Source organism: Pseudomonas sp. GW821-FHT09E12 (assembly GCF_059416085.1).
This window is the reverse complement of the sequence record NZ_JBWKOM010000006.1, coordinates 468,001-481,680: the sequence shown is the minus strand read 5'-3', so window position 1 is coordinate 481,680 and position 13,680 is coordinate 468,001. Positions and strand designations below refer to the sequence as shown.

The 13,680-nt window shown below is 64.5% G+C and carries 15 protein-coding genes and 1 riboswitch; of the genes, 2 read left to right on the top strand and 13 right to left on the bottom strand.

Going from position 1 to position 13,680, the window contains the following annotated elements:
- From cobC to cobO, 9 genes are all read right to left on the bottom strand, one after another.
- Positions 1-576: an alpha-ribazole phosphatase family protein gene (gene cobC / locus AC07PQ_RS20555; protein ID WP_007927801.1), complete on the bottom strand. Its 576-nt coding sequence runs from the start codon at positions 574-576 to the stop codon at positions 1-3.
- Positions 573-1,628 (bottom strand): nicotinate-nucleotide--dimethylbenzimidazole phosphoribosyltransferase, encoded by a 1,056-nt coding sequence (cobT, locus tag AC07PQ_RS20550; RefSeq protein WP_007927799.1) that lies wholly within the window; start codon positions 1,626-1,628, stop codon positions 573-575. The genes cobC and cobT overlap by 4 nt, the downstream gene beginning before the upstream one ends.
- Positions 1,625-2,146, bottom strand: a complete 522-nt coding sequence (gene cobU, locus AC07PQ_RS20545; RefSeq protein ID WP_007927797.1) for a bifunctional adenosylcobinamide kinase/adenosylcobinamide-phosphate guanylyltransferase — start codon at positions 2,144-2,146, stop codon at positions 1,625-1,627. The genes cobT and cobU overlap by 4 nt, the downstream gene beginning before the upstream one ends.
- A gap of 61 nt (positions 2,147-2,207) precedes the next feature.
- Positions 2,208-3,659 carry a cobyric acid synthase gene (locus AC07PQ_RS20540; RefSeq protein ID WP_493186023.1) on the bottom strand — a complete coding sequence of 484 codons (1,452 nt, stop codon included), beginning with the start codon at positions 3,657-3,659 and terminating at the stop codon, positions 2,208-2,210.
- On the bottom strand, positions 3,656-4,648 hold the full coding sequence (gene cobD / locus AC07PQ_RS20535; protein ID WP_007927793.1) for a threonine-phosphate decarboxylase CobD: 993 nt from the start codon (positions 4,646-4,648) through the stop codon (positions 3,656-3,658). The genes AC07PQ_RS20540 and cobD overlap by 4 nt, the downstream gene beginning before the upstream one ends.
- A complete protein-coding gene (gene cbiB / locus AC07PQ_RS20530) occupies positions 4,641-5,549 on the bottom strand; it encodes an adenosylcobinamide-phosphate synthase CbiB (protein ID WP_007927792.1) in 909 nt (302 codons plus the stop codon). Before cbiB ends, cobD begins: the two co-directional genes overlap by 8 nt.
- Positions 5,546-6,196: a 5,6-dimethylbenzimidazole synthase gene (bluB, locus tag AC07PQ_RS20525; protein ID WP_493186024.1), complete on the bottom strand. Its 651-nt coding sequence runs from the start codon at positions 6,194-6,196 to the stop codon at positions 5,546-5,548. The genes cbiB and bluB overlap by 4 nt, the downstream gene beginning before the upstream one ends.
- Positions 6,193-7,518 (bottom strand): cobyrinic acid a,c-diamide synthase CobB, encoded by a 1,326-nt coding sequence (locus tag AC07PQ_RS20520; protein ID WP_007927788.1) that lies wholly within the window; start codon positions 7,516-7,518, stop codon positions 6,193-6,195. The genes bluB and AC07PQ_RS20520 overlap by 4 nt, the downstream gene beginning before the upstream one ends.
- Positions 7,515-8,126, bottom strand: a complete 612-nt coding sequence (gene cobO, locus AC07PQ_RS20515; RefSeq protein WP_007927786.1) for a cob(I)yrinic acid a,c-diamide adenosyltransferase — start codon at positions 8,124-8,126, stop codon at positions 7,515-7,517. The genes AC07PQ_RS20520 and cobO overlap by 4 nt, the downstream gene beginning before the upstream one ends.
- 80 nt (positions 8,127-8,206) lie before the next feature.
- A riboswitch (cobalamin riboswitch) is annotated at positions 8,207-8,442 on the bottom strand.
- Between the two features lie 163 nt (positions 8,443-8,605).
- Between cobO and AC07PQ_RS20510 the strand changes: the two genes are divergently transcribed.
- Positions 8,606-9,187: a hypothetical protein gene (locus AC07PQ_RS20510; protein WP_007927784.1), complete on the top strand. Its 582-nt coding sequence runs from the start codon at positions 8,606-8,608 to the stop codon at positions 9,185-9,187.
- A 72-nt stretch (positions 9,188-9,259) separates the two neighbouring features.
- A complete protein-coding gene (locus AC07PQ_RS20505; protein ID WP_493186025.1) occupies positions 9,260-10,579 on the top strand; it encodes a PQQ-dependent sugar dehydrogenase in 1,320 nt (439 codons plus the stop codon).
- A gap of 2 nt (positions 10,580-10,581) precedes the next feature.
- Here the strand turns inward: AC07PQ_RS20505 and AC07PQ_RS20500 are convergent, their stop codons facing one another.
- The 4 genes from AC07PQ_RS20500 to hda all read right to left on the bottom strand — a co-directional run bounded on the left by AC07PQ_RS20500 (position 10,582) and on the right by hda (position 13,509).
- The gene (locus AC07PQ_RS20500) at positions 10,582-11,244 is read right to left on the bottom strand and encodes a class I SAM-dependent methyltransferase (protein ID WP_007927780.1); all 663 of its coding nucleotides are present in this window, start codon (positions 11,242-11,244) and stop codon (positions 10,582-10,584) included.
- Positions 11,245-11,268: 24 nt separating this feature from the next.
- A complete protein-coding gene (locus AC07PQ_RS20495; protein ID WP_007927778.1) occupies positions 11,269-11,802 on the bottom strand; it encodes a C40 family peptidase in 534 nt (177 codons plus the stop codon).
- A 165-nt stretch (positions 11,803-11,967) separates the two neighbouring features.
- Positions 11,968-12,591, bottom strand: coding sequence for a C40 family peptidase (locus tag AC07PQ_RS20490; protein ID WP_025805656.1), 624 nt, complete (start codon positions 12,589-12,591; stop codon positions 11,968-11,970).
- A 213-nt stretch (positions 12,592-12,804) separates the two neighbouring features.
- On the bottom strand, positions 12,805-13,509 hold the full coding sequence (gene hda, locus AC07PQ_RS20485; protein ID WP_007898944.1) for a DnaA regulatory inactivator Hda: 705 nt from the start codon (positions 13,507-13,509) through the stop codon (positions 12,805-12,807).
- Positions 13,510-13,680: the final 171 nt, after the last annotated feature.

Below are 13,680 nucleotides of genomic sequence, written 5' to 3'. Positions count from 1 at the left end.
TCAGACTCCTTCGCTCAATACCAGGCCAGCCTCGACAGTCAGGGCGAACAAGGCACCGTGAGCAACCTCGACATTCAGTAACTGCTCGCGCGGCAAACCTCGGGCCCGGGCCAGCAACAAGCGCATCACCCCGCCATGACTGACCAGCAGCACCCGCTCGCCGGCATAACGCTGATGCAGACGTTCGACCGCCCCCAGCACCCGCGCGGAAAACGCCAGCACCGGCTCGCCCTGCGGCGGGGTAAAGGCATAGGGATCGGCCCAGAACCGCCCCAGCGCCTCAGCATCGGTCGCCATCAGCGCCGCCGCGCTCTGCCCTTCCCAGGCACCGAAATGCAGCTCCTGCAGATCCGGGTCCAGGGTCACCGGCAGCGCCAGGCGCGCCCCCTGCTCCTCGGCAAAACGCGCGCAGCGTTGCAAGGGCGAACTCACCAGCCGATCCCAGGGCCCCCGGCCTGCAACAGCAGCACGCATCTGCTGCCATCCGGCATCGGTCAGGGCATCGTCGAGGCTGCCGCGCAGGCCACCACCGAGCTCGGTTTCGCCGTGGCGCAGCAGGTCCAGGCGCAAGGTCATGCCGGACGATCCGCCACGGCCGCTTCGGCAAAAGTCGCCATCTGCCCGTGCAGGTCGCAGGCCAGGCGCAGCAACGGCACCGCCAGCGCCGCGCCACTGCCCTCACCCAGGCGCAGGCCGAGGTCCAGCAAAGGCTCGGCCTCGAGGGTTTGCAGGATATGCCGATGCCCCGGCTCGGCCCCACGGTGGCCGAACAGCAGCCACGGGCGGCACTCGGGGTTCAGCCGCACCGCCACCAGCGCCGCCACGCTGCAAATGAAACCATCGACCAGCACCGCGACGCCTTCCTGGGCACAGGCCAGGTAGGCCCCAACGAGCGCGGCGATCTCGAAACCGCCAAGGTTGAACAAAGTCTGCAAGGCATCGCCACGCTGGGCGGCATGCCGGCTCAAGGCCCGCTCGATCACCTGCGCCTTGTGGCTGACACCCGCCGCATCCAGGCCGGTGCCCGGCCCCGCGAGGTGCGCCACCGGAATATCCAGCAAGGCGCAGGCCACGGCGCTGGCCGCGGTGGTGTTGCCGATGCCCATCTCGCCGCCGATAAACAGTTCGCTGCCCTGCTCGACGGCCCGCAGCACACTGTCACGTCCGGCCTGCAGGGCCTGCTCGCCCTGGACCTGGGTCATGGCCGGCCCCTCGACGAGGTTCCGGGTGCCCGCCCCCAGGTTCAAATGCCGCACGCCGGGCAGGTTCAAGCCGGGCGTCACCGTGCCGAGATCGACCACTTCCAGGCGTGCCCGCAGCTGCCGCGCCAACACGCTGATGGCTGCGCCGCCGCTGACGAAGTTGTGCAGCATCTGCCCCGTGACTGCCTGCGGATAAGCCGAAACACCCTCGGCCACCACCCCGTGGTCGCCGGCGAAAATCGCAATCCACAGCTGCTCCAGGCCAGGCTTGACCCGCCCCTGCAAGCCGGCCAGCTGTACCGCGACCCGCTCCAGCTGCCCCAGCGAACCCGCGGGCTTGGTCAATTGCTGCTGACGCGACTGCGCCGCCTCCAGGGCTTGAGTGTCGAGCGCCTTGCACGGCCGCAGCCACCAGAAGTCATTCATAACGCAGTTCCTTTCAGAGTCAGGGGCAGGCCGGCCACCGTCAGCACTACCCGCTGACAACGCTCGGCCAGGGCTTGATGCAGCCAACCGGCTTCATCGACATAACGGCGAGTCAATTCGCCCAGCGGCACGACACCCATTCCGGTCTCGTTGCTGACAAAAATGATTTCGCCCGGCAGCGACGCCAGGCACTCCAGCAGCGCTTCGCGCTCACTGGCGAGCCGCTGGGCATCCTCCAGCAGCAACAGGTTGGTCAGCCACAAGGTCAGGCAATCCACCAGCAGGCAGCGCTCGGCGCTCGCGCTTTCGCGCAGCACCCGCGCCAATTCCAACGGCTCCTCGATCAATGCCCATTGGGCCGGACGCCGTTCGCGGTGATGCGCGATGCGCTGATTCATTTCGCCGTCCAGCGCCTGGCTGGTGGCGATATAGGTCACGGCCAGGCCGCTCCCGCCGGCGAGCTTTTCCGCCAGGCGACTCTTGCCGGAACGGGCACCGCCGAGGATCAGTTGCAACATGCTTGGAAACCCTTGAATTGAGGTACAGCCACAGCGGCGCGGCAATGCCGGCACCGACGCTCTAAAGCCCGCAAAGCTGGCGTAGGTGCTCGGTGTCCAGGTGCCGCTCCACCAGATCGGCCAGGCGCTCGATATCGCGCTCGCGCAAGGCGTGGTAGTCGACCGCCTGCACCTCGCGCAAACCCGCCCAGCGCAGCAACGCACTGCAGGCCGCCGGCGCCTCGAACAGACCGTGCAGGTAGGTGCCGAGAATCTGCCCGTCGTCGCTGCGCGCGCCGTCGCAGCGACCGTCGTCCAGGGTCACGGCGGCCAGTTCCAGCGCAGGCCCCGTCGTGACGCCGGCATGGATCTCATAACCGCTGACCTCGGCTTCCTCCAGCGCCAGACGTCCACGCACATTGCGCAGCTGCTTCTCTTGTTCCAGCACCGTTTCGAACGCCAGCAGCCCCAACCCCGCGCTGGAGCCTGGCGCGCCTTCCAACCCCAAAGGGTCGTGCAGCTGCTCGCCGAGCATCTGCAAACCGCCGCAGATGCCCAGCAGCTTGCCGCCGTAGCGCAGGTGCCGGGCGATGGCCGTGTCCCAGCCCTGGGCGCGCAGGTACGCCAGGTCGCTGCGCACGCTTTTCGAGCCGGGCAGGATGATCAGGTCGGCCGGCGCAATCGCCTGGCCGGGACCGATGAATTGCAGGTCCACCTGGGGGTGCAGGCGCAGCGGGTCGAAGTCGGTGTGATTGCTGATGCGCGGCAATACCGGCACCAGTACTTTCAGCACCTGCTCGGCCTTGTCGGCCTGACGCTGGTCGATACCGTCTTCGGCTTCCAGATGCAGGTCCAGCACATAGGGCAACACGCCGATCACCGGCTTGCCGGTACGCGCTTCGAGCCAGTCGAGGCCCGGTTGCAACAGGGCGATATCACCGCGAAAACGGTTGATGATGAAACCTTTGACCCGCGCCTGCTCGCTTGGCGACAACAGCTCCAGGGTGCCCACCAGATGGGCGAAAACCCCGCCACGGTTGATGTCAGCGATCAGCAGCACCGGGCAGTCCACCGCTTCGGCAAAGCCCATGTTGGCAATGTCGCCGGCCCGCAGATTGATCTCCGCCGGCGAGCCCGCGCCTTCCACCATCACCACCGGATAGGCCGCGCTCAGGCGTTGGTGAGAGGCCAGCACCGCCTGCATGGCGATAGCCTTGTAGTCGTGATAGGCCACGGCATTCATGGTGGTCACCGCGCGACCGTGAATGATCACCTGGGCCCCGGTGTCACTGTTGGGCTTGAGCAGCACCGGGTTCATGTCAGTGTGCGGCTCCAGGTGCGCGGCCTGGGCCTGTACTGCCTGGGCCCGGCCGATCTCGCCACCGTCGGCGGTCACCGCGCTGTTGAGGGCCATGTTCTGCGGTTTGAAGGGCACGACGCTGACGCCCTGGCGCGTCAGCCAGCGGCAGAGCGCCGTCACCAGGGTGCTTTTACCGGCGTCGGAAGTGGTGCCCTGCACCATCAGGGTGGTCATGGATGTTCCTTGGCGTAGGCGACGAAGGCCTGTTCGAGACGCGACCAGTCGGCTTCGTCGGCCGGCAGGCCGAAGCGCAGGCTGCTGTTGTGGGTGAACAGCCGCAGCAGGATGCCCCGGCGCGCCATGAACTCATGCAACAGCTCGGCGCGATCGGTGATCAGCCACTGGAACAGCGCACAGCCACCCTGGGGTTTCAGGCCGTGGCGCTCGAGCAGTTGCGCCAGGCGCAGGCTCGCCGCTTCGCTGCGCACGCGTTGCCGCTCATGGCCTTGGCTGTCACGCAGGCACACCTGGCCCAGCACCCGGGTCGGCCCACTGACGGCCCAGGGGCCGACCTGCTCGGCCAGCAGCTTGAGCAGCTTGCGCTCGGCCAGCACGAAGCCCAGGCGCACCCCGGCCAGGCCGAAAAACTTGCCGAAGGAACGCAGGACGATCAACCCCACCTGATCGGCCTGGGCCGCCAGGCTCAGCTGGGGAGTGTTGTCCATGAAGGCTTCGTCGACCACCAGCCAGCCACCGCGCTGCGCCAGGCGCGCATGCCAGTCCAGCAGGCGCTCCGGGGTCAGGCTCAAGCCCGTGGGGTTGTTCGGGTTGACCACCACCAGCACGTCCAGGCTGTCGAGGAAAAAGTCCACTTCCTGTTCCAGCACTTCCCGCACGATGTAGCCGCTGCGGCGCCAGGCTTCGGCGTGCTCGGCATAACAGGGCGACAGCACGCCGACCTTGCCGGCGCGGCGCAAACGCGGGAGCAGCTGGATCGCAGCCTGGGAACCGGGCACCGGCAACACATGGGCCGCGCCGTAGTAGTCGCGGGCCGCCTGCTCCAGGCCATCGTCGGTTTCCGGCAGGCGCGCCCAGGCCCGCATCCCGATCTCGGGAATCGGCCACGGCCAGGGTGCCAGGCCGCTGGACAGGTCCAGCCAGTCGGCCTCGGCGATGCCGTATTGCTCGGCCGCCTTGCGCAGGCGGCCACCGTGCTCAAGCATAGAACTCAGCTCCCACGCAGAGAATCAGCAGCCATAACCAGACCCCGCGCTGCACCAGTTGCCAGCCGCGATCGATGGACGAGGCATCGGCCGCCACGCCTTCGCCCAATTGCGGGCGCTGATGCAGCTCGCCGTGATAGATCGCCGCGCCGCCTAGCTCGACGCCCAGGGCCCCGGCCCCGGCCGCCATCACCGGCCCGGCATTCGGGCTGTCCCAGGTCGGCCCCTGGCGGCGCCAGCATTTCAGCGCCAGGCGGGTCTTGCCCAGCAACGCGTAAGTCAGGGCTACCAGGCGGGCTGGAATGTAGTTGAGCAGGTCGTCGATCTTCGCCGCCGCCCAGCCGAAACGCTCGAAGCGTTCATTACGATAGCCCCACATCGCATCCAGGGTATTGCTCAGGCGATAGAGCACCACGCCCGGCGCACCGGCCACGGCAAACCAGAACAAGGCGGCGAACACCGCATCGCTGCCGTTTTCCAGCACCGACTCGGTGGCGGCGCGGGCGACTTCGGTGGCATCCAGCTCGCTGGTCTGCCGGCTCACCAGATAACCGACCCGCTGCCGCGCCTGGTCCAGGTCGTCGCTGCGCAAGGCCTGGGCCACCGGCTCGACATGCTCGCCGAGGCTGCGCAGGCCAAGGGCGCAATACAGCGCCAGGATCTCGAACAACCAGCCGATGTAGGGCAGCCAGGAAAACAGGGTTGCCAGCAGGGTCAGCGGCAGCACCGCGATGACCCAGGCGGTGACGCCATGACTGCGCCAGCCGCGGCCACCGGAGTTGAAGCGTTGCTCGATGCGATCGGCAAAACGACCGAACGCCACCAGTGGATGCCAGCGCTTGGGTTCGCCCAGCAACGCATCCAGCGCCACTCCGGCGACACTCAGCAACGCCACACTCATTGACTCACTCCCCAGTAATTTTCATACAGCAATTCACTCAGCGGACGCTCCCGCGCCCAGCCTTCGAGCACCAGCATCGGCGCCGGGTAAAACTCGCCGACCGGGCCCAGGCACAGCACCGCCAGCGGCTTGGCCCCGGCCGGCAGGCCGAGCAGCTCAGCCAAGGCAGCAGGCTCGAACAGCGACACCCAGCCCATGCCCAACCCTTCGGCCCGGGCCGCCAGCCACAGGTTCTGAATCGCGCAGGAAAGCGAGGCCAGGTCCATTTCCGGCAGGGTGCGGCGGCCAAAAATATGCCGCTCACGGTCGTCCATCAGCGCCGCCACCAGGACCTCGGCGCAGTCGTTGATGCCTTCGACCTTGAGCTTCATGAACTCATCGGAGCGTTCGCCCAGGGCCTCGGCGGTGCGTACCCGCTCCTCTTCCACCAGTTGCTGGATTTGCCCGCGCAACGACCGGTCACTGATACGGATGAACCGCCAGGGCTGCATCAGGCCGACGCTGGGCGCCTGGTGCGCCGCCTCCAGCAGGCGACACAAGACCTGCGGCTCGACCGAGCCACCGACGAAGTGACGCATGTCACGACGCTCGGCGATCGCGCGATAGACCGCGTCGCGCTCGGCCGCGGAAAAGGCGTTGTCGCTCATGGGCGCCGCGCGAGCACGCTCGCTCCTGCCGGCGCCAGCAGGGACGCCACCGCTTCGGGGTTGGACGGAAAATAGAAATGCACATAAGAGGCGGTCATCCGCCCTTCGCGGTAAACCGCTTCCGCGCCGCGCCCGCCATTCGGGCTCAGGCCGCGAGCGATCGGCGCAAGCTCGGTGCTGGTCAACGAATGATGATAGGTATGCCCGCGCAACGAACCTTCCGGCAACTCCACCGCCTGCAAGGCCAGGGCCGCCAGGCGCTTTTGCATCACCGCATCGCCGGGCAACAGGCCCAGCAGTTCGGCGCGCTCGCCGTCGACGTCGGTCAGGGAATCCAGCAGATACAACATGCCGCCACACTCGGCGAGCAAGGGTTTGCCTGCGGCGTGATGCGCGCGGATCGCGCTGAGCATCGAGCCGTTCGCCGCCAGCGCCCGGTGATGCAGTTCCGGGTAACCGCCCGGCAGGTACAGGCTGTCTGCCTCAGGCAGCGTCGCGTCATGGATCGGCGAGAAAAAGACCAGCTCGGCGCCCATGGCCCGCAGCAGATCCAGGCTCGCGCCATAGGTAAAGGCAAAGGCTTCGTCGCGGGCCACGGCAATGCGCACGCCGGCCAACAACGGCTCAACGGCAACCACCTGGGGAGCGGCGAATGCCACGGCGGGCGGCAAGGCCACTTCGCAGCTGTCCGCCAGGGCTGCGGCCGCGGCGTCGAGACGCAGATCCAGATCGTTGAGTTCGCTGGCCTGCACCAACCCCAGATGGCGGCTGGGCAGTTCGATGCCGGTCTCCCGGGACAGCGCGCCGTACCAGCGCAAGCCCTCGGTCAGGCTGCCTTCGAGCAACTGCGCATGCCGCAGGGTGCCGACGCGGTTGGCCAGCACGCCGGCGAACGGCAAGTCCGGCTGATAACGCGCCAGCCCCAGCGCCAGGGCGCCGAAGGTCTGGGCCATGGCCGTGCCATCAATCACCGCGAGCACCGGCACGCCGAAATGCCGCGCCAGGTCGGCGCTGGACGGCGTGCCGTCGAACAACCCCATCACGCCTTCGATCAGGATCAGGTCTGCCTCGCCGGCGGCCTCCCACAACAGGCGGCGGCTTTCCTGCTCGCCGACCATCCACATGTCCAGTTGATACACCGGCGCACCGCTGGCGCGCTCGAGGATCATCGGGTCGAGAAAGTCCGGGCCGCACTTGAACACGCGCACCTTGCGTCCCTGATTGCGATGCAGGCGGGCGAGCGCGGCGGTCACGGTGGTCTTGCCCTGACCGGAAGCCGGCGCGGCAATCAATACCGCCGGGCAATGACGGGCATCACTCACAGTTCGACGCCTTTTTGCGCTTTGATCCCGGCCTGGAAGGCATGCTTGACCATGCCCATTTCGGTGACGGTGTCGGCCAGCTCGATCATCTCTGGCTTGGCGCCACGTCCGGTGACCACCACATGCTGCATCGGCGGTCGCGCCTGCAGGTCGCTGAGCACCTGATCCAGGTCCAGATAGCCGTGCTTGAGGGCGATGTTCAGTTCATCGAGCACCACCAGGCCGATCGTCGGATCGCTCAGCAGTTCGCGGGAAACCGCCCAGGCCGCTTCGGCCGCGGCGATGTCGCGCTGGCGGTCCTGGGTTTCCCAGGTGAAGCCTTCGCCCATGACATGGAAACGCACCTGCTCCGGGAAGCGCCGGAAGAACAATTCCTCGCCAGTGCTGTTGCGGCCCTTGATGAACTGCACCACGCCGCATTGCATGCCGTGGCCCATGGCCCGCGCGAGCATGCCGAAGGCCGAGCTGCTTTTGCCTTTGCCGTTGCCGGTCAGCACCAGCAGCAAACCGCACTCGTTCGGCGAGTTGGCGATGCGTTCATCGATCACGGCTTTTTTGCGCAACATGCGCGCCAGATGGCGTTCGTCACGATCGGGGGATTCAGTCATGGGGCAGCTCTCCGTTGGGGCTGGATAACGGGGGGCAGGAATAGGAATAGACGGCGCAAGCCTGGCATCGCCCACCGTGATGCCGTTGGATGGATCAGGCCGGTCTCCGGGCTTGTGAGTGGCTGGGATGCCCAACTGCGCGCCTTCCCATGTCGACAGTCGACACAGTGGCATCAGGCGCAGTCTTGACTCACTTACCGTTGCGGGGGCAGCGCCGGAATCGTCGTGCGTGCGCCTTCGGCACGCGTACTCACCGGCTTCCCTGTTTCACTCTGTCGACCCAAGGCCACAGAGCACCTGAAACAAGTCGCGAAGGTTAGAGGGTTGGGGGTGGAGCGTCAATTAAAGCCCCGCAGATCGGCGAATGCTGCATATCGGAAAAATGACGCCAATCTTGTGCCACACTCAGTGCAGTGATATCAAATAGCCATAATCTCGTTAAAAAACTCCAATATCTGAACAATAATAGGAAAAGTCCGATGCAAGGCATGATCATCAGCAATCCGAAACTGGAATTCCTGCGCCCTGCCCTGGAACGCTGGTTCGATTGCATCGACCGCTACAACACCGTGCGCGGCGATAACGAAAGCCCGTACTGGTTCGACGAAAAAGCCAACCTGGGAATGCTCTCGGCGGCAGCCTGGATGGCGGAGATGGTCACCCTGGAACACGCACCGAGCAAAAAACAGCTCGAGGACGGCGACCGCAGCGGCCGCACCGACCTGTACATCGCCACGCAGGAGGAACGCGTCTATATCCAGACCACCCAGCGTTGGCCCCGGGTCAACAGCCTGCACCTGACCCAACCGTTGCTGGATGCCGCCAGCGACGCGAAAAAAGCCAGCTACCCCAGCGACCTGAAACTTGGCTGCCTGTTCGTCACGCCACAGAAAACCCAGCACAGTGCCACTCCGGAAGAATTGCAGGACATGGTCGACGACCTGCAAAAGGAACACTGCTGCGCCGTGGCCTGGTACTTCCCCTATGCGTACCGCAAATTGCGCAACGAAGCCGGCAACTATCACCCCGGCGTTGCCGTGCTGTTCAAGGAAGCACGCTGAGCAGGTGGAACCATCGTCCATCTGTGCTTCTCTATGACTACACCGACTTCGTGCATTCATAGGGAAATCAGCATGCTCAAGCTTCGATACGCAATCCTTGTCGCCGTCGCCGCAGGCCTCGCCGCCTGTGGCGAGACCTCCACCCTCCAGGTCTCCGACGGCACCGGCCCCTCGCCGAAACTGCCCGAACCGAACAAAACCCTGTTCCCGACCGTGAACATCGCGCCCGCAATCGGCTGGCCGCAAGGCGCCAAACCGGTGGCCGCCGCCGGCACCCAGGTCGCCGCATTCGCCGAAAGCCTGGACCATCCGCGCTGGTTGTACGTGCTGCCCAACGGAGACGTACTGGTGGCGGAGACCAACGCCCCACCCTCCCCCGATGACAGCAAAGGTATTCGTGGCTGGATAGCCAGCAAGATCATGAGCCGCGCCGGGGCCGGCGTGCCCAGCCCGAACCGCATCACCCTGCTGCGGGACAAGGATCACGATGGCGTGGCGGAAACCCGTACGGCATTCCTGGAAAACCTCAACTCGCCGTTCGGCATGACCCTGGTAGGCAATGACCTGTACGTCGCCGATACCGATCGCCTGCTGCGCTTCCCCTACAAGGACGGCGACACCAGGATCAGCGCCCAGCCGACCAAGGTGGTGGACCTGCCTGGTGGCAAGCTGAACCACCACTGGACCAAAAACGTGATTGCCAGCAAGGACGGCAGCAAGTTGTACGTCACGGTCGGCTCCAACAGCAACGTCGGCGAAAACGGCATGGACCAGGAAGAAGGCCGTGCCGCCATCTGGGAAGTCGACCGCGCCAGCGGCAAGCAACGGATTTTCGCCTCAGGCCTGCGCAACCCCAACGGCATGGCCTGGGAGCCGCAAAGCGGCCAGCTGTGGACCGCGGTCAACGAGCGCGACGAGATCGGCAGCGACCTGGTGCCGGACTACATCACCTCGGTCAAGGACGGCGCCTTCTATGGCTGGCCATTCAGTTATTACGGCCAGCATGTGGACGTGCGAGTCACTCCGCAAAACCCGGACCTGGTGGCCAAGGCCATCGCCCCGGATTATGCCGTCGGCCCGCATACCGCCTCCCTGGGCCTGGCCTTCGCCGAAGGCAGCAAGCTGCCGGCGCCGTTCACCCAAGGCGTGTTCATCGGCCAGCATGGCTCGTGGAACCGCAAGCCCCACAGCGGCTACAAAGTGATCTTCGTACCCTTCGCCAACGGCAAGCCGGTAGGCCAACCGGTGGACGTCCTGACCGGTTTCCTCAACGCTGACGAGAAAGCCATGGGCCGCCCGGTCGGCGTAGTGATCGACAAGCAAGGGGATCTACTGGTAGCCGATGATGTCGGCAACAAAGTCTGGCGCGTGTCAGCAACCAAGGCGCAATAGGTTCAGCGCTTGCGGCACAGGGTCAAGCCGTCCCCCAGGGGCAGCAGCGACAGGTCGACACGCGGGTCATCCTTCAAGGCGCGATTGAGTGCCTGGATGGCCCGGGTGTCTTCACTCTGGGGATTTTCCTCCAGCACCCGACCGCTCCACAGCGTGTTATCGAACACCGCCAACCCGCCCACGCGTAGCAGGCGCAGGGCACTTTCCAGGTAAGCCGGGTAATTGGCCTTGTCGGCGTCGATGAAGACCAGGTCGAAACCACCCTCGCCCTCCTCCTGCTCGATCCTGGCCAAGGTCTCCAGGGCCGGTGCCAGGCGTAACTCGATCCGTCCGGCGACACCTGCTTCCTGCCAGTAACGGCGCGCGGTGGCGTTGTAGTCGCCCGGGATGTCACAGCAGATCAGTTGACCATCCTCCGGCAAGGCCGCGGCCATGGACAAGGCGCTGTAGCCGGTGAAGGTCCCCACCTCCAGCACACGCCGGGCACCGATCAGCTTGATCAGCAACGCCAGGAACTGACCCTGCTCGGGCGCCACCTGCCAGCGCGCCATGGGCAGCGCCTGGGTTTCGTCACGCAGACGGCGCAACAGCGGCGTTTCGCGCAGGGAAACGTCGAGCAGGTAGTGATAGAGGGCGTCGTCGAGGTTGAGGGTACGAGCGGTCATGGCAACCTCGACGCAGAGACAGGACTAAGGATTGTGCGCCAGATGCTCTGGCTGCAGCACGCGCTTGGCGCTCAGGTAGGCTTTTTGCCAATAGGCCTTGGACAGACTGTCCAGCTTCACCGTGCCGCCGGTGGCCGGCGCATGGACGAAGCGGCCTTCGCCGACATAGATGCCCGCATGGCTGACCTGGGAACCGCCATTGGTGGCAAAAAATATCAGGTCGCCGGTCTGCAAGGCGTTCTTGCCGACATTCGGTGCCCGCATGCCGATCATTTCGCGGGTCGAGCGCGGCAGCGAGATACCGGCTGCGTCGCGATAGACGTAGCCGATCAGGCCACTGCAATCGAAACCGGAGTCGGGCGTGTTGCCGCCCCAGCGATAAGGCGTGCCCACCAGGCCCAACGCACGAAACAGCACGTCTTCGGCAGCCGGCGAGAAGGTCTGGGGAGTGTTGAATACGGGAGCACGTACCACGGGCGCGGGTGGCGGGGTACGACTGGCGCACGCGCTGAGCAGCGCGGCGAGAACGATCAATGCAAGGCGGGCCGACGTCGACATATGCAGAACAATCCTGATCTGGATGCGGCTTTCTCTGCCGTGAGGCCGAAAACAAAACCGCGTAAGCAGGGCTTACGCGGTTAGTTTTCAACAATAGATCAGGATTCTAGCGTCTACGCGCCAAACTTCAAGTAAGACTTTAACTTCACCTTACAAAAAGTCCGCTTACTTGCGTGCGGTGACCACGGTCGGGGCCATGGCGAGGGCGCGCTTGGCTTCGATGAAGGTCTTGCTCCAGTAGCTGTCGCCCAGGCTGTCCACCCGCACGCCACCGCTGCGGCGGCTGCTGGAGTGGATGAACTGGTCATCGCCCAGGTAGATGCCAGCGTGGCTTACGCGACCGCGGCGGCCATTGGTGGCGAAGAACAGCAGATCGCCCGGCTGCAGCTTGTTACGCGCAACCAGCGGAGCATCAACGTTGATCATTTCACGGGTGGAGCGCGGCAGATTCATGCCGGCTTCTTCACGGAACAGATAGCCGATGAAACCGCTGCAATCGAAACCGGCTTCAGAGGTACCGCCGAAACGGTAACGGGTACCGATCAGGGACATGCCACGCTCGAGAATACTGTCAGCCAGCACTGGCAGTTGGTAAGGCTTGCTGTCAGCGAACTCGGCGAGTTCTTTTTCGGTTGCCAGCTCTTCCTGGAAAATAGCGGAAGACTGGGCTTTTGAAGAGTTTTGAACCTGTTGTTGCTGCTCTTGTTGGCTCACCGGAGAGTGGGTGGCGCAACCAAACAACAGGGTAACGAGTGCAAGAGGCACGAGGGGTGCGAAGCGCTTCAGCATGGGCACGACCGTGGCTTAAAGTTATAAAGAAGCCGCGACTATGCCTTCTATCGCTCTAATTTGCAAATTCAATCGATTGAAATGTGACTTATCGGTTTCTACTCAACATCTAAGGCCTTAAGCCCATTTTAAACGCACGCGCCTTTGGAACCGCTTCCGGATGCGGGTTTCTGGCGCCTGGAATATGCCAAAAAGCCACTACCGCCCGCGGTTTTACCAGCCCAGGGTTTCTTTGAGAAAGGGAATGGTCAGCTTGCGCTGAGCCTGCAAGGACGCCTGATCGAGGCGCTCCAGCAGCTCGAACAAGGCACTCATGCTGCGGGTACCGCGCGTCAGGATAAAGTGCCCGACTTCGTCGGTCAGATGCAGCCCGCGACGCGAGGCGCGCAACTGCAATGCACGCAATTTGTCTTCATCGGAGAGCGGGCGCATCTGGAAGATCAGCGCCAGAGTCAGGCGGGATTTGAGGTCCGCCAGCTTCACCGGCAGCTCTCGTGGAGAGGTCGAAGCCGCGATCAACAGGCGCCGGCCGCTGTCACGCAAGCGGTTGAACAGATGAAACAGCGCCTCTTCCCAGTCAGCTTTGCCCGCCACCGCTTGCAAGTCGTCCAGGCAGACCAGTTCGTACTGTTCCAGGTTGTCGAGGATTTCGATGCCGCGGTCCAGCAATTCCGCCAGGGGCAAATAGACCGCTGGCTCCCCCAACTGCTCGAACCGCAGGCAGGCCGCCTGCAGCAAGTGCGTACGCCCTACCCCATCCTTGCCCCAGAGGTAGATCAGGCTTTCGGTCCAGCCGGCGTCGGCTTCGCAAAGCCGCTCGACATAGCCGAGTGCAGCGGCATTGGCGCCTGGGTAGTAGTTGATGAAGGTGGCGTCATCACGCAGACGCACACCTAGGGGCAGCTGAATCGGTTTCATGCTGACTGAACAGTTCCAAACGAACCGTTAGTGGCCTCTGTGTAAAGTTTGCAAAGTTTATACCCGTGACGCCGGGCGCACAATGTAGCAGACCACAAGCAAAATCAAAGGTTTGCGTTAGCCTGATGAAATCACGGGGGTTTCTTTGACGGTGGATGTGACAGCTGTAAA

Excerpts from the sequence above, each read along its gene's own strand:
- AC07PQ_RS20495 (WP_007927778.1), bottom strand. The coding sequence starts at position 11,802 with ATGTCGACGTCGGCCCGCCTTGCATTGATCGTTCTCGCCGCGCTGCTC.
- cobO (WP_007927786.1), bottom strand. The coding sequence starts at position 8,126 with ATGACTGAATCCCCCGATCGTGACGAACGCCATCTGGCGCGCATGTTG.
- cobU (WP_007927797.1), bottom strand. The coding sequence starts at position 2,146 with ATGTTGCAACTGATCCTCGGCGGTGCCCGTTCCGGCAAGAGTCGCCTG.
- AC07PQ_RS20540 (WP_493186023.1), bottom strand. The coding sequence starts at position 3,659 with ATGACCACCCTGATGGTGCAGGGCACCACTTCCGACGCCGGTAAAAGC.
- cbiB (WP_007927792.1), bottom strand. The coding sequence starts at position 5,549 with ATGAGTGTGGCGTTGCTGAGTGTCGCCGGAGTGGCGCTGGATGCGTTG.
- bluB (WP_493186024.1), bottom strand. The coding sequence starts at position 6,196 with ATGAGCGACAACGCCTTTTCCGCGGCCGAGCGCGACGCGGTCTATCGC.
- cobC (WP_007927801.1), bottom strand. The coding sequence starts at position 576 with ATGACCTTGCGCCTGGACCTGCTGCGCCACGGCGAAACCGAGCTCGGT.
- AC07PQ_RS20500 (WP_007927780.1), bottom strand. The coding sequence starts at position 11,244 with ATGACCGCTCGTACCCTCAACCTCGACGACGCCCTCTATCACTACCTG.
- AC07PQ_RS20490 (WP_025805656.1), bottom strand. The coding sequence starts at position 12,591 with ATGCTGAAGCGCTTCGCACCCCTCGTGCCTCTTGCACTCGTTACCCTG.
- cobT (WP_007927799.1), bottom strand. The coding sequence starts at position 1,628 with ATGAATGACTTCTGGTGGCTGCGGCCGTGCAAGGCGCTCGACACTCAA.
- AC07PQ_RS20505 (WP_493186025.1), top strand. The coding sequence starts at position 9,260 with ATGCTCAAGCTTCGATACGCAATCCTTGTCGCCGTCGCCGCAGGCCTC.
- AC07PQ_RS20510 (WP_007927784.1), top strand. The coding sequence starts at position 8,606 with ATGCAAGGCATGATCATCAGCAATCCGAAACTGGAATTCCTGCGCCCT.
- cobD (WP_007927793.1), bottom strand. The coding sequence starts at position 4,648 with ATGCTTGAGCACGGTGGCCGCCTGCGCAAGGCGGCCGAGCAATACGGC.
- hda (WP_007898944.1), bottom strand. The coding sequence starts at position 13,509 with ATGAAACCGATTCAGCTGCCCCTAGGTGTGCGTCTGCGTGATGACGCC.